The organism is Aliirhizobium wenxiniae (genome assembly GCF_014201355.1).
Lineage (GTDB): Bacteria > Pseudomonadota > Alphaproteobacteria > Rhizobiales > Rhizobiaceae > Neorhizobium > Neorhizobium wenxiniae.
This window is the reverse complement of the sequence record NZ_JACHEG010000016.1, coordinates 13,351-39,895: the sequence shown is the minus strand read 5'-3', so window position 1 is coordinate 39,895 and position 26,545 is coordinate 13,351. Positions and strand designations below refer to the sequence as shown.

Below are 26,545 nucleotides of genomic sequence, written 5' to 3'. Positions count from 1 at the left end.
CGTTTCAACCTGCCTTCCCAAGGAAACAACCAGCAGAGCCGCATGACACGTATCGCCATCATCGGATCCGGCCCTACAGGCATCTACACCCTCAGAGGCCTCGTTGCCTGCCCTCAACCTCTGACGATTTCGATCTTTGAAGAGTTGCCGGATCCAGGGAAGGGCACGCCCTACCACCCGGCTGTGAATGATCGCGCGATGCTCGCCAATATCGCCAGTATCGAGATCCCTCGCATAGTCGACACCCTCGTCGAGTGGTTGAATGGACATTCGGATCCGGAACTTTCAGCTCTCGGGCTTGAGCGGGCAAGGATCGGCGAGCGAGAGTTCTATGCCCGCGTGGTCATCGGTGAGTTTCTGGCGGCGCAGTTCTGGAAGCTGGCCGAACAGGCAGAGAGGTGCGGTCATACGGTGACCATCAGGGCAGCTACCAAAATCACCGATGTTCGCCTTGAAAAAGATACCGTCGCGCTCGTTGCAAGACAGGGTGATGGATCGGAAACCACGGAATCCTTCGACCATGTCGTCATGGCAACCGGCCATGACTGGCCGGAGAACACCGAGGTTTCGCCCGGTTATTTCGTTTCACCGTGGCCAGCCAGTGCGATCAAACGCATTGAGCCTGTCGAGATCGGTATCCTTGGCACATCACTGAGCGGTATCGACGCCGCCGTGACTGTCGCCACGTCCCATGGGATTTTCCTGCGCGACGAACAGGGACGACTAGGGTATCAGCGCACGGCGGAAGGCCTTCACATGACAATGATGTCCCGCAAGGGGCTCTTGCCGGAATCCGACTTTTATTGCCCGATACCCTATGAGCCGCTCAGGTTCTGCACGCGGAAGGCCATCGACACCCTCATCTCGCAAGGATCGGCGGGGCTACTGGACAATGTGTTCGACCTCTTTAAAGCTGAACTCGGCGCCGCGGATCCGGACTGCGCCGCATCGATCGGGCTGGGACTTTCTACGATCGAAGACATTGCCGACCGATATTTCCGTAAACGTGAGGCACTCGATCAGTTTGTCGCGGCGGCCCGAAATCTTGCCGAGGCAAAGAAAAACAAGGCAGAAAAGATCACAGTCCAGTGGCGCTACACGATCCTGCGCATGCACGAGGTGATCGCCCGCGCCGTTCCGCATCTGGATGCCGAGGACCTGAAACGCTTCCATAAGCATTTCAAAACGGTTTTCGTCGATGACTATGCAACGGTTCCGCACGAATCCGTGGAACGACTGCTTGCCCTTCATGCCGCAGGCGTGCTCGATGTCATGGCGCTCGGGCAGGAATACGAGATCGAACGGTCTAAGCAGCAACCGGGCGTGACGATCACTGCCCATGGACGGCAAAGACATTTCGCGGCGTTTATCGACGCGACCGGGCAGCACGCCGCTTCCGCCTCCGACCTTCCATTCCCGAGCCTGAAACGTCCAGGCCTGGTAAAGGAATCCGCCACCGAAACATCAAGCGAGATGTCGGCAGGGTCAAAACGCACGGGGGGGATCGATGTCGACAAGACGTTCCGGCCGATCATCGATCAGCCTGTCTCAAGAAACCTTTACTGTGTCTCCGTTCCGTTCCTGTTGCACAAGCTCCCATTCATTCAAGGGATTACCAATGCCCGTGACATGGGAGAGATCGTCTCAACCGCGATCATCCGTTTTACGGAGCGAGCGGACGGTCTCTTGCTCGATACCTTGGATCAGAGGAGCGAGAATGTGTCGCCGACCGATAGCGTTCCTTCGTCGGTGACACCGGAATAGACTCCAATACATCGCGCGCGCTGCCTGACGATCGTTCGCAGGATATCCGGATCTTCCGGCAAGTCCGGTTGTGCAACCATTGTCATGCCGCAGCGCTTGGTCTTTTCGGTTATTGTCCCCCCCACTGTACCGCTTGCCCAGTTGCGGGCTAGCCAGCCGTCCTCACTACTGCCCGTTGCCAGGACGAGGTTGGGCCGAAAACGCTGACGGTCGATGACGCTCTCAGGCAACAGAGACGCCAGATCCGACACGCTTTTGACGGTCAGCAAATGGAGTGGCGCGATTTCATAACGTGGCTTCAGCGAGCTGGTTCGGGATATGTCGGTACCGGGAGCTGCGCCTATCGGCCGGATCCCGCAACGAAAGCCCATGAAATCGCTCAGCGCCGCATCAAGGTCCGGGCCGATCGCCATCTTCTCCCATGTACTCGACGAAACCAGGACCTCACTTCCGTTGTGCCATGACGACAGTATAAGGGCAGGGCGCCAACGAGGCGTCTTTTCTGGCGAAGCAACCTCGCCTGTATCCAGATCGACCAACAGGTGGGTGCGGTCGCCATGAATCCCGTTAACGGTCACAGAGGCTTTGTCGAGACGTTCGCCACCTATCGAACAGACAGGGTAGCGCCAGATCTCCTCGATTGTGCCGACTGTCTCACCCATTGCCATCCTCGCGTTTTTGCTCGGATGTGGAACCCCGCTCGCGGGCTTCGGGTTCCCATTGAGATATGGCCAGCGAGGAGTAATGCCCGTGGCGGAAATTGTATGTGCAGCTTTTATAGATCTCGACCGGGTTTTGCTCGTCAAAAGGGCCGCGCATCGGAAATGGTCGGCGAACAAATGGGATCTCGTCGGTGGACATGTCGAGAAGGGCGAGGGCCTGGACGTTGCGCTGGTTCGAGAATGCCAGGAAGAGGTCGGCCTAACACCTCGGGCTTTCGATCACGTCGCGACGCTCTACGAGGACGCCGATACGAAGCGCAACTCACCCTTTCACATCTTCCGGGTGCCGTTATCGGACGGAGGCTCAGCACGCCTGTTAGGGAACGAGCATTCTGAGCTCGGATGGTTCGAGCTCGACGATTTTCTCAAGACCTCTCTCGCATTCGAAGCCTATCGCAATGTGGTGACACCGCTGCTGCAATCGGCGCGATGATAAAAGGGTGGGTGCTTCTGACGATTGGTACGTTGCCGTACGAAGGTGATCATCACTCGTTTCCAGCGGAACTGTCATGTGGAGCCTTCGTTTCCGTCCAGCGTCTTCAATCAGGAAGGCTGGTCCCAAGGATGACTTATATGAAACATATTCTTCTCACAGCGAGCCTTGTTTTGTCCGCTGGCGGCGCCTTCGCGCAATCCGCGACTGAGTCCACCGGCGTCAACTCCGCTCTCGGCGTCGCGCCCAAGACCGAGGATTTCATCATGGAAGCCTCCGCCAGCGACGTCTTCGAGATCGAGTCGAGCAAACTCGCTTTGCAAAAGGGAAATGACGCGACAAAGGCTTATGCGCAGCAGATGGTCACCGATCACGAGAAAACCACCGCAGAGCTCAAGGCTCTGATCGTTTCCGGCAAGGTGCAGGGCAATCCAGTCACCGCGCTCACCGAAGATTTCAAGGAAGAGGTCGATGAGCTTGCAAAGCTCGAGGGTGACGAGTTCAGCGACGAATATATCGACGACCAGGTCGAAGCGCATGAGGATGCGGTAGATCTGTTCAAGCGTTATGCCGAAGAAGGCGAGAACGCCGACCTCAAGGCATGGGCGGCAAAGACGCTGCCGGCTCTCGAGCATCATTACAAGATGGCGCAGGATCTCGACAAGTAAGCCGGTGACGGCCGCTTCCGAGCGGCCGTTTTCTTTTCGAGCTGCCGACCCCGATTGGCCGCCCCTCTCACCACCGGAAGGACATATATCATGAAAGCGCTGACCTGGCATGGAAGCGGTGACATTCGCTGCGAGCAGGTGGATGATCCGACCATTCAGGATGATCGTGATGCGATCATCAGGGTAACGAGCTGCGCCATCTGCGGTTCGGATCTCCATCTGTATGGCGGCTTTGTCCCAGGCATGCATCATGGTGACGTCATGGGCCACGAAACCATGGGAGAGGTCGTTGAAGTCGGCCGCGGGAATTCAAAACTGAGAGTTGGTGACCGCGTCGTCGTTCCCTTCACCATCTCATGCGGCGAGTGCCGCCAATGCCAATGGGGACAGTTCTCGCTTTGCGAGCGATCCAATCCGAACGGCTCGATGCAGGCAGAGCAGATCGGCTATCCCACTGCTGGCTTGTTTGGTTATTCAGAAATGTATGGTCGCTTCCCCGGCGGGCAGGCAGAATATCTGCGCGTACCCTATGCGGATGTCGGTCCGATCAAAGTGCCGGATGGCTTGAGCGACGAACAGGTTCTGTTTCTTTCCGACATTTTCCCTACCGGTTACATGGCGGCCGAGAACTGCAACATCCAGCCGGGCCAGACGATCGCCGTTTTTGGCTGTGGCCCTGTCGGTCTGTTTGCGATCAAGTCGGCTTTTCTGCTCGGCGCCGAGCGGGTTATCGCGATCGACACGGTCCCCGAGCGTCTGGCGCTCGCGCAGGCGGCCGGAGCGGAAACGCTCGACTACACCGATGAAGACCTGCAGCAGCGTATCATTGAAATGACTGGTGGGCAGGGACCGGATGCTGTCATCGAGGCCGTCGGATTGGAAAGTCATGGGGTTGGCGGACTGATGGAGACCATGCAGGCCAAACTGTCCGCGACGGAACGCCCCTACGCGTTGAGCCAGGCTATCCTCGCGTGCCGTCCCGGAGGCACGGTGTCGCTTCCGGGCGTCTTCATTGGTCCAGCCGTTGCTGCTCCTTTTGGCGCGATTGTCGGAAAAGGCCTGACGCTCAAGACGGGACAGACCCATGTCCAGAAATATCTGCAGCCGCTCCTGAATCTGATCGTCGAAGGCAGGATCGACCCCTCATTCCTCATCACGCACCGCATCGGTCTCGAGGAAGGGCCGGAAGCCTACAAGACGTTTCGCGACAAAGCAGATGGGTGCGTGAAGGTTGTCATCCGTCCCAACGGCTAGTCAATCGTGAAACAGGCTTGGCCTCCTGTCTGGGGCCGAGCTAGTGGCGCCAGTCACGCCTGATGTGCTGTTCGTATTCTTTCTCAGCGATGCCGTAGATCGGAGCGGCAAGCTCCAGCAGTTTTTCGACATCCTTCACGACAATGAGACCACGCTCGGCTTTGATCGCATGCTCGCCTTCAAGACGGTGGAGCGCATCTGTAACGCTGGGACGCCGCACACCGAGCATCAGCGCCAGAAAGTCGTGGGTTAGCGGCAATTCGTTGCCAATGCGATCGCGCCCCATCAGCACCCAGCGGGCGAGTCTTCTTTCGACACCATACCGGCCATCAGCCAAAGCTGTGGTCGCAACCTGGATCAGGAAGACATGCGCGTATCGCATCATAAGCTCTCGGAGCGGTCGGCTTTCATCCATGGCCGTGCGCAGCGCGTCGACCTCTATCCTTAATGCAGGTCCGCCGCACTGCATGAATGCAAAATGCGGTGTGCTATCGGCGCCAAGGATCGCCGGGACACTTGAAAAACCCTCAAGACCAATGCAGCCCACCTCGATCATTTTGGCGCCGTTAGCGCCAGCAATTTCCGATGACAGACCGCCCTCAAAAAAGAACACATGCCGTAGCGGCTGGTTGGATTCGAACAGGCGCTCGCCTTGTTGCAATTCCACCGGCTCCAACTGCGGTCGTAGCTGCGTGACGATATCTCCGGGAAGCATCGACAGAATTCTGTTCTTGGTCCAGCTCATGAGATCTGCTCCAGCGGGGAGGCGCTTATGTTTCTCTTTCGAGCTACCTAGCGCACCGGATTGAGTTATCCATCAAATCAATAGGTTCGTGGGAAACTTATGAGCTTTTCTCAAGTTATTCAGGGACGATAAGGGAGTGACACATGATCCGACTTTATTTCCATATCCGCCAGGGAGACCGTCTTTCCAAAGATCCGGAAGGCGCGGAATTCAACGACCTCGAGACGGCACGTGCGGAAGCGGTTCGATCCGCGCGCGAACTTCTGTCCCAGCGGGTTTTGAACGGTGAGGAGATCGATGGACAGGCATTCGAATTGACCAGTGAAGACGGAGCCGTCGTCGATACCGTCCGGTTCCGTGACGTGCTTCGTCTGCACGAAGAGTGATTGGCGATGAACGGGCGAGGCGATCGAGCACAAAAAAGCGGGTGAGTTAATCACCCGCCTTCGCGTTAAACCACCAAACTATTCATCCTCGTCCCACGACGGGCGCTCAGGCTCACTGGCATTGGGGCGGCTCTCCCATTCTGCGCTCGCCTGGGCCCAGTGTTCATGTTCCTGGCTTTCTGGTTGCCCCGCCTGTTCCCACAGCTCGTAAGCACGACGCGCAATCCATTCCTCGCGATCATTCTCCATTTCATCCTCCCAAATTGCGATGCGTGCGCATTTCTTTTTCCACGGCGCATCGTCCTCAAGTGTCAGACAGCTCGTCTAGTTCAGCGAGCAGGAAACGGCAGGTCCGTTTTCCGGTTCCCATCAAAGCGAAGTAGTGGCCCAAGGGTACGATGCCGTACAAAGCAGCGCGCATGGGCACGGGCGGAAAACCCGTGCCCATTGATTGCAGTCACGCGACGGGTGGAGACGCCGAACTAAGTTTTACCGATGGCTCACGTCCCCAGACGCGAAGTTTGCCGAGCTCTTCGACGAATGTTGTTGCCGAGGTCGCGCTGGAGATCTCCAAGACACCTTCATCCATGTCTTTCTCGACACCAGCTTTATCAAGGAGGGGTAGGGCGACGCCGCTGTAGCCGATGAACTTGCAATGCTGGAAGGCGTCGGCGACGAAATCGCGCGCTGTCGCTTCCTTCAGAAGGTCCTCCACGCCCGCCTCAGAGGGAAGCAGTGCCACGGCGTCGAAGAGGACGGAGGGACCACCGTCGATCATATGCTGGGCTTCGATGAAGCTGCCGTCGGAGGCCGTTACGCCGGCAACCTTCGGTGCGACGAGCTCTACGAGCCCCTTTTCCTTCAAGACAGCGCTCGTCAGGCTTTTGAGAAGTTTTGCGTCCACTCCGTCCGTGACGAGAACGCCGAGCTTGCGCCCCTCGAACCGCTTTGGTCCACGCTCGACTATGCTGAGGGCGGGGGAGGGCTCGAGATCCTGTCTGGTTGCGACAGCGGCGGGCGCGGCCTTCGGTAAAGACTTTATTCCCAACCGATGAGCGACCTCGGACGCGAGTGTCTCGTCGATGTTGAGCAGATGTGAGACCATCCGTTCCCGGATCGCGATCGTTTCGACTTTGCTGAGCTCGAAAGTAAGCGCCATAATGATATGGCGCTGTTCCGGCGGCGTCTGGCTGATGAAGAACTGCCGTGCCTGGCTATAGTGGTCGGCAAAGCTTTCAGGACGAAGTTGAACCTTGGCGCCGGCTTCCTCGGCAGGAAAATGGCGATAGCCGCGGGTTTTGCTTTCGCGTGGACCTTCTCCGAACGAGTTCGGCTCGTAGTTCACTCGTCCGACGGGATTGCGCATCGCCATATGACCGTCCTGCTGGAAATGCGCGAAGGGACACTTTGGCGCATTGATCGGCAGATGGGTAAAATTGGGCCCGCCCAAGCGCTTGAGCTGCGTGTCGAGATAGGAGAAGTTGCGGCCCTGGAGGAGAGGGTCGTTGCTGAAGCCGATACCCGGCGGCACGTTCTGGGTCATGAACGCTACCTGTTCAGTCTCTGCGAAGAAATTATCCGGCATCCGGTCGAGGACCAACCGCCCAATCGGCTTCACGGGCAACACTTCTTCCGGAATGATCTTGGTCGGATCGAGAATATCGAAATCGAAGCTGTCGGCAAATTCCTGGTCAAACAGCTGGACCCCAAGTTCCCATTCCGGGAAGTCGCCCGACTGGATCGATTGCCATAGATCGCGACGATGATAGTCGGGATCCGCGCCATTGATCTTCACGGCCTCGTTCCATGCAACGGATTGGAGGCCAAGCTTTGGTTTCCAGTGGAACTTAACGAACGTGGACTGGTCCTTGTCGTTGATGAAACGAAAGGTATGGACACCAAAACCTTCCATGAAGCGCAGCGATCTCGGGATTGTTCGGTCCGACATGATCCACATGACCATGTGCATGCTCTCTGGCGTCAGACTGATGAAGTCCCAGAAATTGTCATGCGCCGTCTGGGCCTGCGGGAAGGCACGGTCGGGCTCCTGCTTTGCCGCATGGATGAGATCGGGAAACTTGATCGCGTCTTGGATGAAGAAGACCGGAATGTTGTTGCCGACCAGATCCCAATTGCCCTCCTTCGTATACATCTTGACCGCAAAGCCGCGAACATCGCGCGCGAGATCTGCGGAGCCTTTATTCCCAGCGACAGTGGAGAAACGCACAAACACCGACGTCTTCTCGCCAGGACGTTGGAATACGTCGGCGCGGGTGTATTTCGCAAGAGATTCATAGGTCTCGAAATAACCGTGCGCGCCATAGCCGCGAGCATGGACGACACGCTCGGGGATTCGCTCGTGATCGAAGTGGAAGATTTTTTCGCGAAAGTGAAAATCCTCCATCGACGCTGGACCGCGCGCGCCGACGCGCAAGGTGTTCTGATCGTCAGCGACCGGTGTGCCCTGCGATGTGGTCAGCACGTCGTAGCCATCTTCGGCCGTTTGATGAAGTTCGCCGCCTTGGCCGCGGGATAGCGTCTGATCGTGGATCGCGACTTGATCCGTCGCTGGTTTTGCCGTCTTGGCCATCTGCCCGTCCTCGAGTTTGTGAAACAGAAAAAGGCCGCCTCGCTGGCGGCCTCTTGTTGTCTTGGTCGTCAGGCTGCCTTTCTGCCCTTGTCGTTTGCGGAGGTTTTCGCGAGCGCGGTGAGCTTCTTGTCGGTTGCGACCTCTTCCGACAGGTTCTGCTCCAAGAGCGGCACTGCATCCTTCAGACCGAGCTGCTTGGCCCACTCGATCAGCGTGCCGTAGCGAGCGATTTCGTAGTGTTCGACAGCTTGGGCCGATGAGATCAGGCCGGCATCAAGCGCCGGCGAGCCTTTGAATTCCTCGATGATTTCTTCGCCCTCTGCGATGATGCCCTGGATGGCTTCGCAGGTTTTGCCGCGCGCGGACTTGCCGAGAAGCTCGAACACCTGCTCAAGGCGATCGATCTGGCCCTGCGTCTCTTCTCTATGCTGGAGGAAGCCTTGCTTGCCGTCTTCGGACTGCGCCGCACGTGCCATCTTCGGCAGCGCTTTCAGGATCTGCTTTTCGGCGAAGTAAATGTCCTTCAGCGTATCCAAAAACAGATCGTCGAGTGTTTTGGCGGTGGCCATCTTTGTCTTCCTTCGGTTTTAAGAGAATGCGAGAGGGGCGGGCCGTCGGCCACACCGGTGACGTTGTGAAATGGCGCCCCTCAGCGAACGGTTCCCGTACGGCAGCGTACCATGGGCGCCGACATCGCGCCCACTCTTGCCCCTGAAACTGATTTACGCGTGCGCCACAGATGCCGGTTTAATGGGGGGCGCCGAAGAGAATCCGCGAATGTATATAGCGACGATCTGCCGAGCCGTTCCGCTTGGAAGATCGTCCCCGCCAGCAGTTGGGGGGAGGTGATTGGTTCGCTCATAGAAGGCGAGGTCGGATTGGAACAATCTGATGAACGCTCGGGTTCCGTAAACGCACATGCCGGCGGTCGAGCGATCGTTGGGTGGAGAAACTCTTCTTCAGATTGGACGACCGATGACTGAACTTTGGGAATACCCGGTAGAGATTGAAGGTGCCGCTGGCGGATTGAAATGCATCAGGAACAGCCGAGAAGCAGTCGCGTCTCTGACTATTGATTTCCCCAAAGGTGGGTCGGAAGCCGGCAAGGCAAGAAAGATCTGCCTGCGAGCCGTCTCGGGCGTGGTCGCCGGCGACAGTGCCGCTGCTGCTTACAGAGTCGCCGCAAGAAGTGCCGGGATACTCCGGGAGTGAGCGGTCGACGAGTTTCACCAGTCCTGATGAAACCAATACTGCCGCCCGCGGTTCATCCCTTATTACCGATGGAGCGAAACAATGTCAGACAACAGCACCACGACAGTCCGTGCAATCTTCGAAACCCGAGAGGCAGCCGATCTTGCTGTCGAACATCTGGTCCAGAAACACGGCATCCCCCGTCCAGATATTATTATCCAGGCGGCGCATGATGAAAACACCGCAGGATCGACTCCGTCTGGAGGTGACGTGTCGTCGACCGGGGATGCGCGTAATGATGCTCCACTTGCCGGTGAGATTGAAGTATCGGCAGACATCGCTGCAAACCAACTGGCCGCAATCCAACGCAGCTTGGGCGAGATAGGTGCTATGCGCGTATCGGGCCGATAAGATTGTTGGAAGTGCTCGAAACCGAGCACAAATCACCATCGATTTTGAAATGCCAATGCTTGATGGGCCGGGGCGAATTTGAACGCCGGGCGAACGTGGTCGGCCGAGCAGAAGGAGTGCCAAGCGATAAGGGCGGCGGCGCCCGACTGATAGAGTAGGTTATCAACGACGCTCTTTATCAAGCAGATACGCCGTCCGTAATCGCAGCTCATGAACTTTCGACGATCGGCCGGCCGCCGGAACGCGATCGGCGGCCGCCACTGATACTGGCATGCGCTGAAGGCTGTGTCGGACGTAGCTGGGTTCGTCTTAAGTCGCTGATGAACAGGCACCTTTCTCTTTTGGAGTTGCCTAGTGGTCGCTGGGTTGTCGGTTCAGATCCCATCAAGGCGCTAAAAACGCTAGGTCGAGACTGAATCTACTCCGAACCCTGTCGCGGCCAACGCTTCCCTCAGCTCTTCGACTTTGAACGGCTTCGTCAGTCTTGGAAGATCAGGCGCAATACCGTCGACGTCAGCATATCCCGAGATTATAAGACAGGGCAGGGTAGGACGATGAAGCTTTACACGCCGCACCAACTCGACCCCATCCATGCCCGGCATCAGGTGGTCCGTGACGATTAGCTTCAGGTCCGGCACACGGTCGACCGCAGCCAGCGCGGCCTCTCCGCTGGACGCCTCCACCACTTCGAATCCGATCTCGTCCAGCATGTGGGCGGCGCTTATGCGAACGACATCCTCGTCGTCGACGAGCAGCACCGTTCCCCGATGGCCCAGAGACGCCGCGCTTCCGTCCACATTCTTTGGAAGAGGGATGGGGGCATCATCTGCCTCCGGCAACCAGAGCTCAACATTCGTGCCGACTCCTAGTCGGCTGAATATTCGGATGCCGCCGCCAAGTTGCTGAGCAAGACCGTGCACCATCGAAAGGCCAAGCCCGGTCCCTTGTCCTAACCCCTTCGTCGAGAAGAACGGCTCGATTGCGCGGGCCATGGTCGCTTCGCTCATGCCCTCTCCGGTATCGGCAACCGAAATCATCACGTAGCGGCCGGGCTTCAGATCGCTCTGGTCGCCCACAGAAATTTCCCCGGAATTCGCGCTGATGCGCAATGTGCCGCCAGTGGGCATTGCGTCCCTCGCATTGACGCTCAGGTTAAGGAGCGCCATCTCGACCTGGTTATGATCGGCGCGCGCAGACGGCAGAATTTCCGGCGCATCAATAACGACCTGGACCTGCGGACCAGTCGTGCTTCTGATCAATTCGCCCATGCCGGTTATCAGCGTCTTCACGTCGATTGCGGTGGGCTGAAGCGGCTGTCTGCGCGCAAACGCCAAAAGGCGCTGCACGAGAATACGGGCGCGCTCGGCAGACTGTAACGCGCCATCGATCAGCTTGCGCTCCCGGTCGTTTCCAATCTGTCTGCGCACCAGCATGTCCAGCGAGCCGATGATAGGGGTTAGCAAGTTATTGAAGTCATGCGCAACGCCGCCCGTCAATTGACCGAGCGCCTCGACCTTCTGCGCCTGTCGAAGCTGTTCCTCCGCCTCCGCCAAACGGCGTTGTTCCGTCAGACGCTCGGTGACATCGTAGGCGATCTGGTAAGCGCCGATCTGGTGACCAGCGGCATCTCTCAGAACATTGAAGTTCAGTTCCAACCAGCGCCCTGAGAATTTGCCGTCGCCGAATTCGTCCAGCAGCGTAAATTCTTCACCCGCAAGAGCGCGAGACCAGGTTCGACGCACATGCTCTCGATGCTCAGGGAGATGATCGAGGACGTCGAGCATGGACGCTCCGATCACCGGGCGCACGCCGTAGAGCTGTTCGAACGCCTTGGTTGCGGCCTTGTTCATCGCAAGCCAACGGTAATTATGATCCGCCACGAAGATGATCGCTGTCGTGTTCTCCACGACGTCGGCCAAGAGTTTGCGATCCGCTATGCCCTCGGCCACGCGTAATTCCAATGTCTCGTTCAGTTCACGCAAAGCGAGTTCTGTCGTTTTACGTTCTGTGATATCGATCGCGGTTCCGATGACCCGCAGGCAGCGGCCGCCCTCGAATACGCCCCGGCCCTTTGCCGCTACCCAGCGAACGATACCGTCCTCTTTGCCGATCGTTCGATACTCGACATCATACACGGCTCGAACATCCGGGTTTGCCGCAGCCGCGTAGGCGACTGACGTCCGTTCGAGCTCGTCCGGATGAAGGCCGTTGTAATAGTCTCGCATCGAGACAGGCACGTCGGGCGAAATCCCGAACATCGCTTTGACGCGTGGCGGCCAGAACAGAGTGTCGGCAACCACGTCCACGTCCCAGAGGCCGATCTCGGCGGCATCGATGGCCAGGCGAAGTTGCTCTTCGCTTGCGCGAAGGTTGGCTTCTGCCCCGACGCGTTCGACATGCGCCCATGATCGTTCGGTGACTTCGCGAATCACATTTAGATCATAGTCGGACCATCGATGCGGCTTGTTGTCATGAATGGCCATCAGCGCGGCTAGGCGCCCATTTTTAATGAGCGGCATGCAGATCGTCGCGGCGATACCGATATCCTGAAAGGTTTTCGCCTCCTCGGGCGCGATCTCAGCCAGATTATCGTTGATGATTAGTGGGCGGCCGCCGGACAGTTCTTGCACTGCGAGCTTGCCGAAATCGGCAAGGCTGTAATGCCCGACGATCGAAGGCGACCCCGGTGCGTGCCAGTTACCGCGGATCGTAAAGCCATCCTGATCAAGATCCATATCGGCATAGGCGCAGTTTGAGAGGCTCAAATGCGCGGCGACCATTCGTGTGGTGACGGCGAGGACTTCGTCGGCGTCGTGCAGCCCGGCGATAGCCTGACCGAGATGGTCGAGGAAACGATACAGTTCTTCGCTTTGCGCCAGCCGCCGCTCGGCGAGTACGCGTTGGGTAATGTCGAAGACCATTGCAAGCGAGCCGATCGGCTGGCCCAAGCCGTTTCGTATTGGTAGATACTCCAGGTCCATCCAGACCTGCTCCGCCTTGCCATGCCGCCAGAGCTCCAGTTCCTGAGCATGGAAGCTCAGCGGTTCGCCGCGCAATCCAGCAGCAATCACACGGGCATTGAAGTCTGCGGCCTCAGGCCAGACTTCCAGTAGCTTGCCGCCGAGTGCGGCGGGGTGGCGGGGTCCGCAAATACCAGCGTAACCGTCGTTATAGATGAGAATACCCTCAGGGCCCCAGAGCACCGCCATCGGCACCGGCGACGCCAGCATTGTCTGGACGTTCGCCCTCAATTCAGCGGGCCAGGAGCCTATCGGCCCGAGCGGCGTCGATCCCCAGTCCATCTGTCTGATGGCATCACCGGCTTGCCCGCCGCCAACAAGCGCCGAGACTTCAAACTGTTGTTTCGCATCATCCATCATCGGAAACTAACTCGCGCATTTCAATTGACCATTGTCCAGGAATTTCCTGCTCCAATTGGGATTGGACAAGACTGAAACTCCCTTACAGCTAGCGGATCGGATCGCAGATCTTTCCAGCACAGAAATGGAGTACGATTTACGAAGTCAAGCTTTGGAAAAAGCTGGAAAATTTCCGAAGAATTCCCTAGTCTTCATGACAACAGCGCGTGCTGCGGTGCTGCGGGTTCCCCCGAAATCCACGGAGACTTTGATCAACCTTCCAACCAAGGGAGCGCGAACCCATGTCTTCGACACCTTCAAAGGGCCGCATCCAATCGACTCTCCGCCACTTCCTCAACAACGAGGCCTCGGGCGGCGTTATCCTCATGATCGTTGCCGTGCTGGCGATCATTACGGCCAACTCGCCGTTTGCAGAGGCCTATTTTCATGTATTGCATGTCTATGTCGGCCCGCTCAGTCTGCAGCACTGGATTAACGACGCCCTGATGGCGGTGTTTTTCCTGCTTGTCGGCCTCGAGATCAAGCGCGAGATGCTGGACGGCCAGCTTTCGACCTGGAGCCGGCGAATCCTTCCGGGAGCCGCCGCGGCCGGCGGCATGTTGTTTCCGGCACTGTTCTACGTTTTCTTCAACCGGCATGATCCTTCGGCACTGAGAGGCTGGGCTATCCCGACAGCCACCGACATCGCCTTCGCGCTCGGTGTGATCTCGCTGTTCGGATCGCGCGTGCCAGCATCGCTGAAGATTTTTCTCGCCGCTCTCGCGATCATCGACGATTTGGGCGCCGTTATCGTCATTGCTCTGTTCTACACAGCGGACCTCAACCTGATGGCGCTTGCGGGATCTGCCATCGTGCTCGGCAATCTCATCATCTTCAATCGCATGAAGGTGAAGGCGCTCTGGCCTTATCTCGTCCTCGGCGCTGTCCTCTGGGTTCTGGTCTTCGCGTCGGGCGTTCATGCGACGCTGGCGGGCGTTATGCTGGCCTTGACGATCCCGCTGAAGCTGACGCCCGGAACGCCGGAAGCCCCACATGCGGAATCCCCGCTCCACAAGCTCGAACATGTGCTGCACAAGCCGGTCGCGTTCGTTATTGTGCCGATCTTCGGCTTCGCCAATGCAGGCGTCTCGTTTGCTGGGGTAACGGCGGGTGTTTTCTCAGAGCCGCTTACTATGGGTGTGGCAGTCGGTCTGATCCTCGGCAAACTGATCGGCGTGCTTGGAACGGTTTTGCTCCTTGTCAAACTTGGAGTTGCCGATCTGCCGGCTAAGGCCAGTTGGGGGCAGATGACAGGTGTTGCCCTCCTTTGTGGCATCGGCTTCACCATGAGCCTGTTCATCGGTCTACTTGCCTTCAACGATACTGCTGTTCAGGATCACGTGAAAATCGGCATTCTAATGGGCTCGGTCGCGGCTGGTACTGTCGGCTCGATCTGCCTCACCGTCTTCGGGCATAAGCCGACGTAGTAGCTGTGTCCCGCTTCCGACCTGGAGCATGGAGATGGAAGACGACACCCTACGCCTCTTCTCGGACGCCGAGATTGAGGTCCTGCCGCCAGAGACCCGGTTGGCTCATCCGACGAAGCCCCCATGCGCCTCTTGCGGACGGCCCGCATCGACCGAGGAAGACTGTTACGGCACCATGGCGAATGCGACCGCGGGCCGACTAATTTAGCCGCTCGAATGCGCTGAGCCCGTCATTGATGTTTCGACAAACCCACATATAACAGAGACGCATCTTTCGAACGAGGATGCGCGCATTCCATCGAGGATCGCGCTAACGATTTTTGGAAGACGAGATATGCCAAAACGAAAAGCGCCTGGGGTTGTCAGCACTGGCATCACTGGACTGAACGAGATCCTGCGTGGCGGCCTTCCGGCCTCCAATCTCTATATGCTGCAAGGAGCGCCCGGCTCTGGCAAGACGACGGCAGCACTGCAATTTCTCCGTGCTGGGGTCGAAGCAGGAGAGAGCTGCATCTACGTGACACTTTCCCAGACTGCGGCAGAGCTTGAAGCAATCGCGGTGTCGCACGGTTGGACTCTGGATGGCATCCGGGTCGAGGAACTCTCAACCTCTGGCTCAGTCGGCGAAGCTGATGACCAGAGCATATTCCTGACGGCCGACCTGAGGCTCGACGAGACGCGCAAGGCGATCGAGGCCGCGATCGAAGAGCACAAGCCGAGGCGCTTGGTCTACGATTCACTTCTCGAAATCCGCCTGATAACGGGTGATTCTCCAAGGTTCCGTCGTGAACTGATCGGCTTCAAATCCTTCCTTGCGAAGCGCAACGTGGTTGCACTTCTCCTCGATACGCAGACGCCCGGTTATGACCGCAGTGGAGAAGAGGTTGAAGGACTGGCCCATGGGGTCATCCGTCTCGACAAGGCGCTAGAGGAATATGGCGGTGTGCGTCGTCGCGTAGAAATTTCCAAAATGCGCGGTGTGCCGGTTGCCGACGGCTACCACGATATGGCCATCCGGGAAGGCAAGGGTGTCGTCGTCTTTCCTCGGATCATGCCAAGCACCGCGGCCGAAGCGACCAAGCCGGAATTGATCAAGTCGGGCGTTGCAGCGCTTGATGATATGTTTGGCGGTGGCCAGGAAGCTGGAACCACAACGTTGGTCATCGGGCAATCTGGTACCGGTAAGTCGACCATGTCATCGCTTTACGCGACCGCGGCACTCGAACGCGGCGAGACAGTCGCGCTATTCTTGTTCGAAGAGAGGCTTGAGACATTCTTCCGCCGCTCCGAAGGGTTGGGCATGCAGCTCAGGCAATTCCACAAAGATGGCAAGCTCATTCTACGTGATTTTAATCCGAACGAAATCTCGCCAGGCGAATTTGGTCAGATCGTCCAGGACGCAGTGACACAAAACAATGCCCGGGTTGTCGTGATTGACAGCTTGACTGGCTATCTGAACTCGCTACCCCATCGGGAAAAAGCGGTCCGTGATATCCAGTCGCTCTTAAAATTCCTTGCGCGGTCCGGTGTGCTGACGATGTTGATCGTCGCCCAACATGGCCTGATCGGCCAAAATATTGGCATCGACGTCGATGTCAGTTTCTTGGGCGATACCGTGCTTTTGCTGCGGATTATGGAGCACGAAGGTCGCCTGCGCCGCAACATCACCGTCGTTAAAAAACGCCATGGGCCGCATGACCTCAACATCCAGGAGCTGCTGATCGAAAGCGGTGGCGTCAGTGTCGTCTCCTACAATCCCCTTCCTGATCCAAAATGAATGAGGCACCGAGTGAAAGCGAGCTGGATTGGGTGCTCATTCTGGCGCCCTTCCGCAAGGATGCCGACTACATTGCTGCGTCCTTACGGGAACAGAATTTGGTCGTCCGCCACAGCCAGGCTGAGGAGGGTTTTGTTCATAGTTTGTCGCTGTCACCTGGCGTCATCATCATCACTCACGAGGCGTTGAACCCACCCGTCGTTGCAACGATCGCAGGTCATCTCGCTTCGCAGCCGGACTGGTCAGAAGTTCCAATCATTATACTTCTTGAAAAATCAGCACCTCTAGCGCGGATCCGCGGCCAGCTAGAGCGGTTTTGGCCGAGCGCTCGCCTTCTATTCCACACGCGGCCGATCGCGCGATTAGAACTGGTCAACAGCGTTCAGACCAACCTTCTTGTGCGGTTGCGCCAAAAGCAGGTGCGGGATGCCATCGAGCGAGAGGTCGAACTGCGACTAGAGCTCAATCATCGCATCAAGAACATTCTCGCGAGCGTAACGTCGATTTTCCAGATGACACGGAGGGGCGCCTCCAGCGCCGAAGAGCTTGCGGCAGACTTTACGGGCCGCCTTCAGGCCTTGTCCAATGTCCACACCGCAGTATTCGAGGCGGGGGGAGAAGAGGTTTCCCTGTCTTCGGTGATCGCCATGACCGTCGCGCCTTATAATACCGGAGGGCTGAGCCGGATCAACTTCAACGGTCCGGACGTCTTTATCTCAAGGACCTCTGCGACGACCATCGCTCTTTGCCTCCACGAACTTACGACCAACGCCATCAAGTATGGCGCGCTGTCGCAAAAGGACGGCATTGTCGATGTCACGTGGTCCATTTCAGCGGAAGTGTCGCCGGTGTTTTCCTTGAACTGGACAGAAACAGGTGGCCCAGCGGTCGCTGAACCGACGCGGCAGGGTTACGGGACGAAATATGTGCGCTCCGCATTGGCGTCCTTGTTCGGTGCAGCACCTGCCATCACGTTTGCACCAGCTGGACTTACATGCCACGCCGTCGGCCCATTGGAACGGCTCCAACAATAGGCGCATAATTTCTATTGAGGATTGAGCGTCAGGTGAACTGTTCGGCGCAACTCCTCGTGGAAAGCAACAGTCCACACACAACTCTCACAATGAGATAACTTTCCGCTCCTCCAGTGGCGGGCCTCGTTTTGCGAGAGTATCAGAAGCAAATCCGCCTGCTGTACGCATGTCCGCAGTAGATCGCCTGGCACGGTAACGACCTCGACCGCTTCCTGGGTTCGGTATGGAAGCCTGAAGCCATTCAGCGGCTTGCCGCCGTCAAGGACGCGGCAAAGGAGCCGGACGCCAAGCATGAAACCACGCGCGGATGCGATGGGTCGGAAAATAGTTTCAAAAATGTCCACTGGACACTGGAACGAACGCTCTGCGAGGCCATTTGGTACGGTATCGGACGTTCCAATATTGGGGGCTTGAAGCAGAGCCAAACCGCTCCAACCGCAAAGACATGGTACATGCGTTCTCAAAAAATCACCGTCCTCGTCGTCGAAGACGAGGCTCTCATTCGGCTCGGCATCGCTGATGAGTTACACTTTGCGGGCTTCGAGGTCTTCGAGGCCGATTGTGCTGACAGAGCGATTGCCATGATCGAGCACCACCCCGAAATCAGACTTATCTTCACCGATATTGATATGCCAGGGTCAATGGATGGGCTAAAGCTTGCCGCATTTGTGCGGGATCGGTGGCCGCCCATCCAGATAATTGTTACATCAGGCAGGGGCACGCCCGACGCCACGGCGCTGCCTACAGGCGTCCCGTTTCTTCCCAAGCCGTATGAGATTGATCATGTCGTGACCGCGATACGAACGCTTGTCGCGGCTTAGCGGCCAACCGCGAGAGGTCGCGGCTTTTCAGCGCTGTCCCGTGGCTCCGATGCCCGCACCCAGCCTGCGGGATCTCACGTCAGGCGCCTCAATATGACTTATTGTCAATAATTGCAGGTTGTGCTTATTTAAGCGCTCGCTAACTGGGGCACCGTACTTGGAAGAGTACGCAAGGGGGTGCGATGGAGAGTGTGACGTTTTACGAGGAGATTGATCTACCCCGGACCGATGACGTCATTGCGCAACTAGAGCGAATACTCACGAGCGAAAGTTTCAATCTTCCTGATCGCGCCAAAAGGTTTCTTCGATATGTTGTAACAGAGACGCTCGAGGGTCGCTCACACTACCTCAAGGCCTACACCATTGGCACCACCGTCTTCGGCAGGCGCAACTTCGATGCGCAGTCCGATCCGGCAGTACGCATAGAAGCGGGACGGATCAGGCGCGGTCTCGAGCACTATTACCTTGTGTCTGGTCCCGGTGAGCCGGTCGTGATCACTATCCCGAAAGGCGGCTATGTCCCTACCTTCGAGTGGGGTATGAAAAAGCCATTTGCTTCAGTTAAGGCAGAGGCGGTTTTTGCACCAATCAGCCCCGCAGAAATACTTCCTGTGCATAGCGCTGCGCAGCGCGTTTCAGACACATTTTGGTCCGCACCGACACTGTTCACCGCGGGGCTGTCACTGTTCTTTGCGACCGTCATTTTGGCTACCGTCGTTCAATCATTTTTTCATGAGACGGCACCCCTCAATTTCGGCGAGGGCCGAGCAACGATCGCTGTCGAGACATTCGGCTATCCTTCAGATGACAAGAAGCTGCAGTCAATTGCCCAAGGCACAACGGCCGAGGTTGTGGCAAATCTGGTGAAATTCAACGAGATCCTCGTGATCGCTCCGGCCGACCAATCTGATGGGCAGCAGCCATCCGACGCACGTTACAGCCTTGAAGGAACTCTGCGAAACCACGAAGACAAGGTCCGTTCGGGCATACGATTGGTCCGTCAGTCCGACCGAGCGGTGGTTTGGGCTACCAGTTATGACATGGACCTGACGATCCAAACTGCCTTGGAAGCCGAGAGTGAGGTCGCCGAAAAAATAGCGACAGCAGTCGCCCGGCCATTTGGCGTGATCTTTTCGTCGGATACGAGTGTGTCGGCGGGTTGGGAGGCCTATGAATGTGCGCTGGCCTACTACAGTTATCGTAGGGCTATGACGGCGTCTGCACTGACGACGGCGCAAGGGTGTCTCATCGCTTTAGGACAAAGCAATCCAAAAGACGCGACTTCGATGGCATTGCTTTCGCTCACCCAGATTGACCAGGTGCGCTTCGCTGAAAAACTCGGGAGCCCAGCGCCGACGGATGGGCTTGCTAAAGCGGCAGAGCTTGCGCAACGCGCAGCGATGATCGATCCCCAAAACGCTCGGGTTCTGCAGGCACTCATGCTGTCCTATTTCTTTAACAATAACGTGGCTGCTGCTTTGGATGCGGGAGCGGCCGCCTACGCCCTCAACCCGAACGACACGGAAGTCGCAGGAGAATATGGACTTCGTCTCGCTTTCAATGGCAGGTGGGAAACGGGGTGCGAGCTTGTCAGTAAAGCTGTCAACGATGGCGGGGGACCGACAGGCTACTACGAAGTGGGAATGGCGCTCTGTGCTTTCATGCGGGGAGATCTCCAGGCTGCGGAGCTTTGGTCACGAATGTCCGACCTCTCGTACAATCCGATGCATCGCGTCGTTTTAGCTGCTATCCTTGGTGCATCCGGTAAAACGTCGCAAGCTCGACATGAACTTGATTGGTTGCAGGCACATGCGCCGAGCTTGATGCTGACCATCGTATCGCAGGTGAAGGGGCGGCTCGCGCGGCCTGAGGACCGGGAAAAGATTTTCTCTGGTTTGCGTGCTGCAGGAGCTGAGATAACAGCCAAGCAGGCGCTCAACTGATCTCACTGAAGCCGGACCACGGGTTGGAACTGCAATCGTGGAGTCCAAAGCCCAGGGAGCGCATGGAAACCCCACCCACGATCGGGACTTTGCGATTAAGTCGCCTGGACGTCTATTCAAGCAGGGGCTCCCCTGGGCGAGACTGAAAGCTGCATTACCGATCTGATAATTATCTCAGCTCCCGCCGATCCTAGCGAATAGAGGATTTGCTGGGCTTCGCGCCGCGTCTGCACAGCTTTAACCTCGCGTAGCCTCCGCAAATGCTGAGATACTGCGGATTGGCTAAGACCGAGCCAATCAGCGATCGCGTTGACCTCACGCTCGCCTTCGCTGACAAACACTAAGATCTGGAAACGGCGAGGGTTCGATAAAGCTGACAAAAGATTGGCCGCCTCGGTGACATCGAAACTGAGGTTCCTCATTATCGGCTCCAAATGAGATGATACCTTGCTAAGTCCGCTAATTTAGCATAGCTGACAAAAGCTCACATTAGGGCCTTTGGTCTTATTTTTGGCTGGAGAAAACCGTCTCGTCGCTCCGCTAATGTAACGTAATTCCTACGCCGTCGCGGGCCGCCCTCGAACCAGCTTGTTTTATAAATTCGCAAGCGAGTTCCACCGCTTGCTCCATTGAAAAGGCGAAAGTGTCCTGAGGATCTGTCTCAAAAAAACCAAGCATTTCTAGCAGTTTGCGCGCCGAACTTGCCCAGTGAAATCTGGTTGGTGGATCTAGCTGGCAAAACACTCGAGTGACTTCTGTTTTAAGGTCTCGAAACACAACACGCCGCTCCTCGCCAGTCAGATCACTAATTTCAGCTTCCAACCCTCCATTCGCGCGTTCCAATTCGACCTCCCCAATAGAAGAAGCCACTAATGTTAGCCAAAATGAATCCATTCGTTAAAGTGCTAAAAATCTCACTCCTGCTTCACTTCGCCGAATGAGGCATGCCGGGCGGCGATCTCGACAACGCGCCTCCGGCCGATACTGTTGATTCCTTTCGCGAGTCGGTAGGAGCTAAAAGTCATATCCCCTTTCGCTTCCGGAACAGGTCGGGAGCTGACGCTTGTGTCCATGGTAAAGCAATTAGATACTCTGTAGCCGAGCCAACGTTCGTTCTCTTCAGCTTCTGCGAGTTTTTACCTCTGCATGACAACTGGTTGTAAGTCCCTCGTTCAACTGTGGTATCAGACCTTGGTCCGGGGTGGCTTAAACAAAGAGATATCTGGTTAAGTAGCCTTACGGCAGCCGGAAGAATTGCAGCTCGGGGAAGCACGATGAACGATTCTGACATTCGGGTTGAGCAGCGCTACCGTCTGCTCGTTGAGGCGATCACCGACTACGCAATATACATGCTTGACCGCGGCGGTTTCGTCACAAGCTGGAACCCCGGAGCAGAGCGTTTGAAGGGCTATAAGGAGGAGGAGATCGTTGGTCGACACTTCTCCACCTTCTACACCGACGAAGACCGAAACGATGGCCTTCCTCAGCTCGCTCTTCGGGTGGCCGAAGAGGAAGGCCGCTTTGAACGCGAAGGTTGGCGTATAAGAAAGGACGGCACACGCTTTTGGGCGAACGTCATCATTGACCCGATCCGGAATGCCGAGGGCGTGCTTATCGGGTTTGCGAAGATCACGCGAGACATCAGCGAAAAGCGCGCCGCGCAGGAGGCGATTTTCCAGGCGCAGAAGATGGAGGCGGTAGGTCAGCTGACCGGCGGATTGGCCCACGATTTCAACAACCTCCTGACAGCGATCCTCGGAAGCCTTGAGATCGCCAAGAAGCGGGCGATCCGCGACGACGTCAGAGACCTCATAGAGAACGCCATCCAAGGCGCGCAGCGCGGTGCGACGCTAACGCAGCGACTGCTCGCCTTCTCCCGCCGCCAAGAGCTACAGATTGTCCCCGTGGACGTCGGCGACCTTGTCGGTGGGATGACGGAACTGATGCGGCGCACCATCGGCCCCGAGGTCCTGATCAGCGCGCACTTCGCGGCGGACCTGCCAAAGGTTCGAACGGACTCCAATCAACTTGAAAGCGCGCTTCTCAACCTCGTCGTCAACGCCCGCGACGCCATGCCACGCTGCGGAGAGATCGGTATCGCCGCCGAGCTGAAAACCGTTCCCACAGGACAACGCCCCACGCTGCCGCCCGGCGACTACGTGTGTCTTTAAGTCCGCGATCAGGGGGAAGGAATGGACGCCGAAACGCTGGCGAATGCGACGACTCCGTTTTTCACGACGAAGGGCGTCGGCAAGGGCACTGGGCTAGGCTCCCGATGGTGCACGGCCTGATGGCTCAGTCCGGCGGCGACCTGGTACTGAAGTCCGCGGTGGGCGAAGGAACGACCGCGGAACTGTGGCTTCCCGTCGCCGGCGAAAAAGACGTAACGCCCGCCGTGCCGACACCCGAACAGCCTGTCGACCCCGCTCCGACGGCGCTGACCGTTCTCGTCGTCGACGACGACGCTCTGGTTCTCATGAATACTGTTCTCCTGCTCGAAGACTTGGGGATGGAGACCCACCAGGCATCCTCCGGCGAAGAAGCTCTGGTCGCACTCCGGACAGGCGTCCTTCCTGACGTAGTCATTACGGATCATGCTATGCCGAGCATGACGGGAGCGCGCCTGTGTCAGGAAATTCACGCGCGTTATCCGACGCTTCCAATTGTGCTCGCTACAGGCTACGCAGAAATTCCGGAAGGCGCAGGCGACCTCGGTGGCGTGGTTCGGCTTTCAAAGCCGTTCAGCCAGGCGCAGTTGTCACGCGCGCTGGCGGAAGCCTGCCAGGGCGGGCGTTGTTTCTAAAGCTCTTAGTCTGGCAGTCTGGCGGGCTGATTTCTGATGCAGCCACGGGAGTAAATGGCAGTCAGACGTTCGAGGTGATCGGCCTGGACACGCAATATCCCCCTGATCCGCAGATCAAAATAGTGCTGGCGCGAGGTAAACATCAAGCGGCCGCCGAGTTGGGACGTCGAAGCTTCAAGACAGAGTTGCACTGGAAGTAATGCAGTACGAGGAACACCAGACTCGTGAAAGACACGCGGCAGCCAGGATCCTACGCTTTCAAAGCGGGATAACCGGAGCCGGCATCACCCTGTCTCAGCCTTCAAAACCATCCGACCCCAGGTATGGCGCAGACAGCGCATCGCTGAGTGAGCGCCGTGACACTCAGGAAGAACGCTAGACACCAAAGCGGCGTATCGCCAATCGGGCTATCGACTCCTACTGTTAATGAGCGTAGCCTAACTTATCGTCGGCAACCGAATTCGTAGGCGCTGACGGCTGAGAGTGCTCTCTTGCTCCCGCCTGCATTTGCGCGGGAGCCTGACATGGCACTCAGCTCGGCTTTAGGTTTGCATTTCTCGACACCGCGAAACCTGATTATCGCTGCGAGGCAAGCAAACACAGCGACCATCGTTGTCGGCGGTGCAGCCACGAATGTCTTATCACAAGCCCCACTACCCTGAATGGGTACTGTCACCCCGGTCGGCTTCAATCTGCGATGGACACGCCCCGTCTATGTCGGCCAAAGCGACGAGCTCGATACGACGATCTATGGTCCAGCTGACGCGATAAGATTGATGCAGATCCATTTCAGTCACAAACATGGGTTCAGCTATTGGCGTGCTCACGCCCTGTGCCACAGCGCGCTTTTGGGGACGATCCACCAGGATTTTGCTCGCCAGTCTTTCGTCGATGCCTGGGTTGAGCAAGCGGACCCCGAAGAAACGCACGATAGTTAGGTCTTTGCCATGAAACAGAGGGAGCATAGGCGGACGCGCTTCCTCGGCCGGGCAGCCGAAGTAAAGGGGATCTTCGGTTGCTCGGCTTATCAAGAACCAATGATCTCAGGGCGAAAGGGGCGACCATGCCTACTGCAACCTGCGCCCACGCGTTGGTAGTTTTGCACAAACTGATAGCTAACCCGCAACGACTGTGCGAATGGTCATTTTTATGGAGATTTCCATGCGCATTCCTGCACTCCTTGCTATTTTGGCGACCGCGTCCCCTGTGGTAGCAAAAGATCCAGCCATAGAGGTAACGCAGACCGACGGGGTTGTGCATTCCCTCCGGGGATCGTCCCTGAAGGGTGACCGAGTGACGTACGCAATCAAAGCGTCAGATACTGGCTCGATACGGTTTGAGTTTCGCGGGAACAATGAAAATTGCGGAGCTGAAATTCAGACAACCTCTCAGTTAGGATACCTTCCTAAATTGAATCGCTTTCCAAGTGAGAGAGCTTTCAAGACAACGGATGGAGAGACTTTCACTCTTTCGTTCTTCCCAAACCGCATTGCCCGGATGAACGGTGTCGAGTGCGCATTTTCTTTCTCTGTTCAATAACAAGTCGTACGAACTTAGCAGCCCTCGTTGTTCAATCCCCCATTGTGTGGGCAGGAGATGTCAGGGCGGTGAGGCGGCCCGCCAGAAAAATCCGTCGAACGGAGCCCTCTCTATCGAACGCCATAGGCGTCGAAGGCTAGGCATCCAATATTCAAGAGTCTAAGCAGCCATCCGCGTCATCGTTGCGATCACCTCGGTCTCGCGATACGGCTTTGAGAAGAACACCATGTCTGGCGGCAGGCTGCCCTGTGGCGGCTTCGTGTGGCCGGATGTGATGATTACATGGATTGGCGGCCAACGGTCCCGTATGAGGGCGGCGAGGCGTAATCCGTCGATACCGCGCGGCATGTCGATATCGGTGAAGACAATGCATATATCCATGCGGCTTTGCAGAATTTCGACCGCCTGAGTGGCGTCAGCTGCTTCCACTGCCTCGAATCCAGCGGATTCCACCATGTCGATGGCAGCCATGCGCAAAAGAGGTTCGTCTTCAACGACGAGAATGATACGTGGGGGCAAAGGGACACTCCGTTCGCTCTAGGACATTTGCACCTGAGCGAGCGGTGCGTGGTATTCGGCTTCAAAGCCTCATTGAAGGAAACTAACGTCGTCTTCGCATGTTCCAACCAGCCCATGCGAATTACTTTCGTCCTAAGCCTATTCGTTCAGGATTGACGACAGGAGGCCCGCCTGTCTCCTTCCAGTCAAGCACCAGCTCATCTTCACAATCCCCCCGGAGCAAGCGGGAAGCCCTGCTTGCACAACCCAGCAGCAAGTAGCATGGCTTACAGGTCAGCCAGCGCCAAGTCCCCTTCAACATTCCAAACGTCGAAGCGGTAGGAATGGATGACGAAATCAACGACGTCTGGATTGTCGAAGGCGGCGGCTGTTCGATTAAACCTCGCATCGTCAAACGCCTAGGTGGGCGGCCACTGCTTTCAGAGCATCCGACACAGTTCGTGGCGGTGAAGAGACAGGCATCCGCGTCCTCATTCCTGCTGAAACAGATGGTAATACCAGGCGGCATGTTCGAGGCTAGGCTGGTACGCGTGGCGCGACTCTTGAAGGTTGTGCGGTCAGTCGTCTGCCCTAACTTGTTAAGAACACAATGGATACCTATGTCTTGTTTATCGGCATTGCTGATGAGCACCGAGATTTTCGGAGTTCGCAATTGCCGCTGTCGCTTTAGACCTGTTGACCACGGATGTGCTGGCACCGGTGATCATAGCGACGATGAAGAAGGTCGGTGCGGTTTGGCCTGGCTTTTTTCATTTTCCGGCGACGTTGAAAGATAATCATGAAAAAGACCGATGCGGCGCTGCTTCTCAAGAAAGCAGAGCGACAGATTGCCAACACCAGCGGTGGCGGCCATCTTGGCGGCACGAACCATGGCCAAGGCTACGATGCGAAGACGACTGGCCAGCACAGTCAGGGGCGGAAACCCTCGCCGTCGAAAAGATAAGAAGTCAGTTTCTATGCCAAACCCGTCGCTCACCGCGGCGGGTTTTTCTTGGAGAGAGCGAAAGCTTCTCAGCGCCGCAGTCGGTGTGGTGATCGCGGGTTCGAACCGCATCAAGAGCAAGTCGTCACACCGAGATGAATGCTACGCAAGGTGCGA

At 57.1% G+C, this 26,545-nt stretch carries 24 protein-coding genes and 1 pseudogene; 14 read left to right on the top strand and 11 right to left on the bottom strand.

The window, feature by feature from the left end:
* Positions 1 to 42 precede the first annotated feature (42 nt).
* Positions 43 to 1,764: an FAD/NAD(P)-binding protein gene (locus tag HNQ72_RS29640; protein WP_183998166.1), complete on the top strand. Its 1,722-nt coding sequence runs from the start codon at positions 43 to 45 to the stop codon at positions 1,762 to 1,764.
* Here HNQ72_RS29640 and HNQ72_RS29635 read toward each other — a convergent pair.
* Positions 1,704 to 2,426, bottom strand: a complete 723-nt coding sequence (locus tag HNQ72_RS29635) for an MOSC domain-containing protein (RefSeq protein ID WP_183998164.1) — start codon at positions 2,424 to 2,426, stop codon at positions 1,704 to 1,706. The two genes, HNQ72_RS29640 and HNQ72_RS29635, sit on opposite strands and share 61 nt — an antisense overlap.
* 82 nt (positions 2,427 to 2,508) lie before the next feature.
* Between HNQ72_RS29635 and HNQ72_RS29630 the strand changes: the two genes are divergently transcribed.
* The 3 genes from HNQ72_RS29630 to HNQ72_RS29620 all read left to right on the top strand — a co-directional run bounded on the left by HNQ72_RS29630 (position 2,509) and on the right by HNQ72_RS29620 (position 4,841).
* On the top strand, positions 2,509 to 2,919 hold the full coding sequence (locus tag HNQ72_RS29630; protein ID WP_183998163.1) for an NUDIX hydrolase: 411 nt from the start codon (positions 2,509 to 2,511) through the stop codon (positions 2,917 to 2,919).
* A gap of 140 nt (positions 2,920 to 3,059) precedes the next feature.
* A complete protein-coding gene (locus HNQ72_RS29625; RefSeq protein WP_183998161.1) occupies positions 3,060 to 3,587 on the top strand; it encodes a DUF4142 domain-containing protein in 528 nt (175 codons plus the stop codon).
* 90 nt (positions 3,588 to 3,677) lie between these two features.
* On the top strand, positions 3,678 to 4,841 hold the full coding sequence (locus HNQ72_RS29620; protein ID WP_183998160.1) for a zinc-dependent alcohol dehydrogenase: 1,164 nt from the start codon (positions 3,678 to 3,680) through the stop codon (positions 4,839 to 4,841).
* A gap of 40 nt (positions 4,842 to 4,881) precedes the next feature.
* Here HNQ72_RS29620 and HNQ72_RS29615 read toward each other — a convergent pair whose 3' ends face one another.
* Positions 4,882 to 5,586, bottom strand: coding sequence for a Crp/Fnr family transcriptional regulator (locus tag HNQ72_RS29615; protein ID WP_183998159.1), 705 nt, complete (start codon positions 5,584 to 5,586; stop codon positions 4,882 to 4,884).
* A gap of 143 nt (positions 5,587 to 5,729) precedes the next feature.
* Between HNQ72_RS29615 and HNQ72_RS29610 the strand changes: the two genes are divergently transcribed.
* Positions 5,730 to 5,972: a DUF6894 family protein gene (locus HNQ72_RS29610; RefSeq protein WP_210319761.1), complete on the top strand. Its 243-nt coding sequence runs from the start codon at positions 5,730 to 5,732 to the stop codon at positions 5,970 to 5,972.
* A 78-nt stretch (positions 5,973 to 6,050) separates the two neighbouring features.
* On the opposite strand, the gene HNQ72_RS29605 is transcribed toward HNQ72_RS29610, so the two are convergent.
* The 3 genes from HNQ72_RS29605 to HNQ72_RS29595 all read right to left on the bottom strand — a co-directional run bounded on the left by HNQ72_RS29605 (position 6,051) and on the right by HNQ72_RS29595 (position 9,131).
* Entirely contained in the window at positions 6,051 to 6,221 is a 171-nt protein-coding gene (locus HNQ72_RS29605; protein ID WP_183998158.1) for a DUF2934 domain-containing protein, read from the bottom strand.
* 208 nt (positions 6,222 to 6,429) lie between these two features.
* Positions 6,430 to 8,562, bottom strand: coding sequence for a catalase (gene katE, locus HNQ72_RS29600; RefSeq protein ID WP_183998157.1), 2,133 nt, complete (start codon positions 8,560 to 8,562; stop codon positions 6,430 to 6,432).
* 68 nt (positions 8,563 to 8,630) lie between these two features.
* A complete protein-coding gene (locus HNQ72_RS29595) occupies positions 8,631 to 9,131 on the bottom strand; it encodes a YciE/YciF ferroxidase family protein (RefSeq protein ID WP_183998156.1) in 501 nt (166 codons plus the stop codon).
* Between the two features lie 349 nt (positions 9,132 to 9,480).
* On the opposite strand from HNQ72_RS29595, the gene HNQ72_RS29590 reads away from it, so the two are divergent.
* Together HNQ72_RS29590 and HNQ72_RS29585 are read left to right on the top strand one after the other, a co-directional pair.
* Entirely contained in the window at positions 9,481 to 9,774 is a 294-nt protein-coding gene (locus HNQ72_RS29590; RefSeq protein ID WP_343061668.1) for a DUF982 domain-containing protein, read from the top strand.
* A gap of 81 nt (positions 9,775 to 9,855) precedes the next feature.
* Positions 9,856 to 10,164 (top strand): hypothetical protein, encoded by a 309-nt coding sequence (locus tag HNQ72_RS29585; protein ID WP_183998154.1) that lies wholly within the window; start codon positions 9,856 to 9,858, stop codon positions 10,162 to 10,164.
* 401 nt (positions 10,165 to 10,565) lie between these two features.
* Here HNQ72_RS29585 and HNQ72_RS29580 read toward each other — a convergent pair whose 3' ends face one another.
* A complete protein-coding gene (locus HNQ72_RS29580) occupies positions 10,566 to 13,544 on the bottom strand; it encodes a PAS domain-containing protein (RefSeq protein ID WP_183998152.1) in 2,979 nt (992 codons plus the stop codon).
* Between the two features lie 281 nt (positions 13,545 to 13,825).
* On the opposite strand from HNQ72_RS29580, the gene nhaA reads away from it, so the two are divergent.
* The 5 genes from nhaA to HNQ72_RS29555 all read left to right on the top strand — a co-directional run bounded on the left by nhaA (position 13,826) and on the right by HNQ72_RS29555 (position 20,585).
* Entirely contained in the window at positions 13,826 to 15,010 is a 1,185-nt protein-coding gene (gene nhaA / locus HNQ72_RS29575) for a Na+/H+ antiporter NhaA (protein WP_183998147.1), read from the top strand.
* Positions 15,011 to 15,344: 334 nt separating this feature from the next.
* Positions 15,345 to 16,787 carry a DUF7125 family protein gene (locus HNQ72_RS29570; protein WP_183998146.1) on the top strand — a complete coding sequence of 481 codons (1,443 nt, stop codon included), beginning with the start codon at positions 15,345 to 15,347 and terminating at the stop codon, positions 16,785 to 16,787.
* Entirely contained in the window at positions 16,784 to 17,821 is a 1,038-nt protein-coding gene (locus HNQ72_RS29565; RefSeq protein WP_183998145.1) for a sensor histidine kinase, read from the top strand. Before HNQ72_RS29570 ends, HNQ72_RS29565 begins: the two co-directional genes overlap by 4 nt.
* Positions 17,822 to 18,273: 452 nt before the next feature.
* The gene (locus HNQ72_RS29560) at positions 18,274 to 18,642 is read left to right on the top strand and encodes a response regulator (protein WP_183998144.1); all 369 of its coding nucleotides are present in this window, start codon (positions 18,274 to 18,276) and stop codon (positions 18,640 to 18,642) included.
* 182 nt (positions 18,643 to 18,824) lie between these two features.
* Positions 18,825 to 20,585: a hypothetical protein gene (locus HNQ72_RS29555; protein WP_183998143.1), complete on the top strand. Its 1,761-nt coding sequence runs from the start codon at positions 18,825 to 18,827 to the stop codon at positions 20,583 to 20,585.
* Between the two features lie 116 nt (positions 20,586 to 20,701).
* Here the strand turns inward: HNQ72_RS29555 and HNQ72_RS29550 are convergent, their stop codons facing one another.
* The gene (locus HNQ72_RS29550) at positions 20,702 to 21,007 is read right to left on the bottom strand and encodes an ArsR/SmtB family transcription factor (RefSeq protein WP_183998142.1); all 306 of its coding nucleotides are present in this window, start codon (positions 21,005 to 21,007) and stop codon (positions 20,702 to 20,704) included.
* A 118-nt stretch (positions 21,008 to 21,125) separates the two neighbouring features.
* Entirely contained in the window at positions 21,126 to 21,428 is a 303-nt protein-coding gene (locus HNQ72_RS29545) for a hypothetical protein (RefSeq protein WP_183998140.1), read from the bottom strand.
* A gap of 431 nt (positions 21,429 to 21,859) precedes the next feature.
* Between HNQ72_RS29545 and HNQ72_RS29540 the strand changes: the two are divergent.
* Positions 21,860 to 23,388, top strand: a pseudogene (locus HNQ72_RS29540) (PAS domain S-box protein).
* 653 nt (positions 23,389 to 24,041) lie between these two features.
* On the opposite strand, the gene HNQ72_RS30845 reads toward HNQ72_RS29540, so the two are convergent.
* Positions 24,042 to 24,353 carry a hypothetical protein gene (locus HNQ72_RS30845; protein WP_246450659.1) on the bottom strand — a complete coding sequence of 104 codons (312 nt, stop codon included), beginning with the start codon at positions 24,351 to 24,353 and terminating at the stop codon, positions 24,042 to 24,044.
* Between the two features lie 733 nt (positions 24,354 to 25,086).
* Positions 25,087 to 25,446 (bottom strand): response regulator, encoded by a 360-nt coding sequence (locus tag HNQ72_RS29530; RefSeq protein WP_280518301.1) that lies wholly within the window; start codon positions 25,444 to 25,446, stop codon positions 25,087 to 25,089.
* A gap of 323 nt (positions 25,447 to 25,769) precedes the next feature.
* Between HNQ72_RS29530 and HNQ72_RS31040 the strand changes: the two genes are divergently transcribed.
* Positions 25,770 to 26,222 carry a hypothetical protein gene (locus tag HNQ72_RS31040; RefSeq protein ID WP_280518302.1) on the top strand — a complete coding sequence of 151 codons (453 nt, stop codon included), beginning with the start codon at positions 25,770 to 25,772 and terminating at the stop codon, positions 26,220 to 26,222.
* Here the strand turns inward: HNQ72_RS31040 and HNQ72_RS29525 are convergent.
* Entirely contained in the window at positions 26,150 to 26,503 is a 354-nt protein-coding gene (locus HNQ72_RS29525) for a hypothetical protein (RefSeq protein ID WP_183998137.1), read from the bottom strand. The two genes, HNQ72_RS31040 and HNQ72_RS29525, sit on opposite strands and share 73 nt — an antisense overlap.
* Positions 26,504 to 26,545 lie beyond the last annotated feature (42 nt).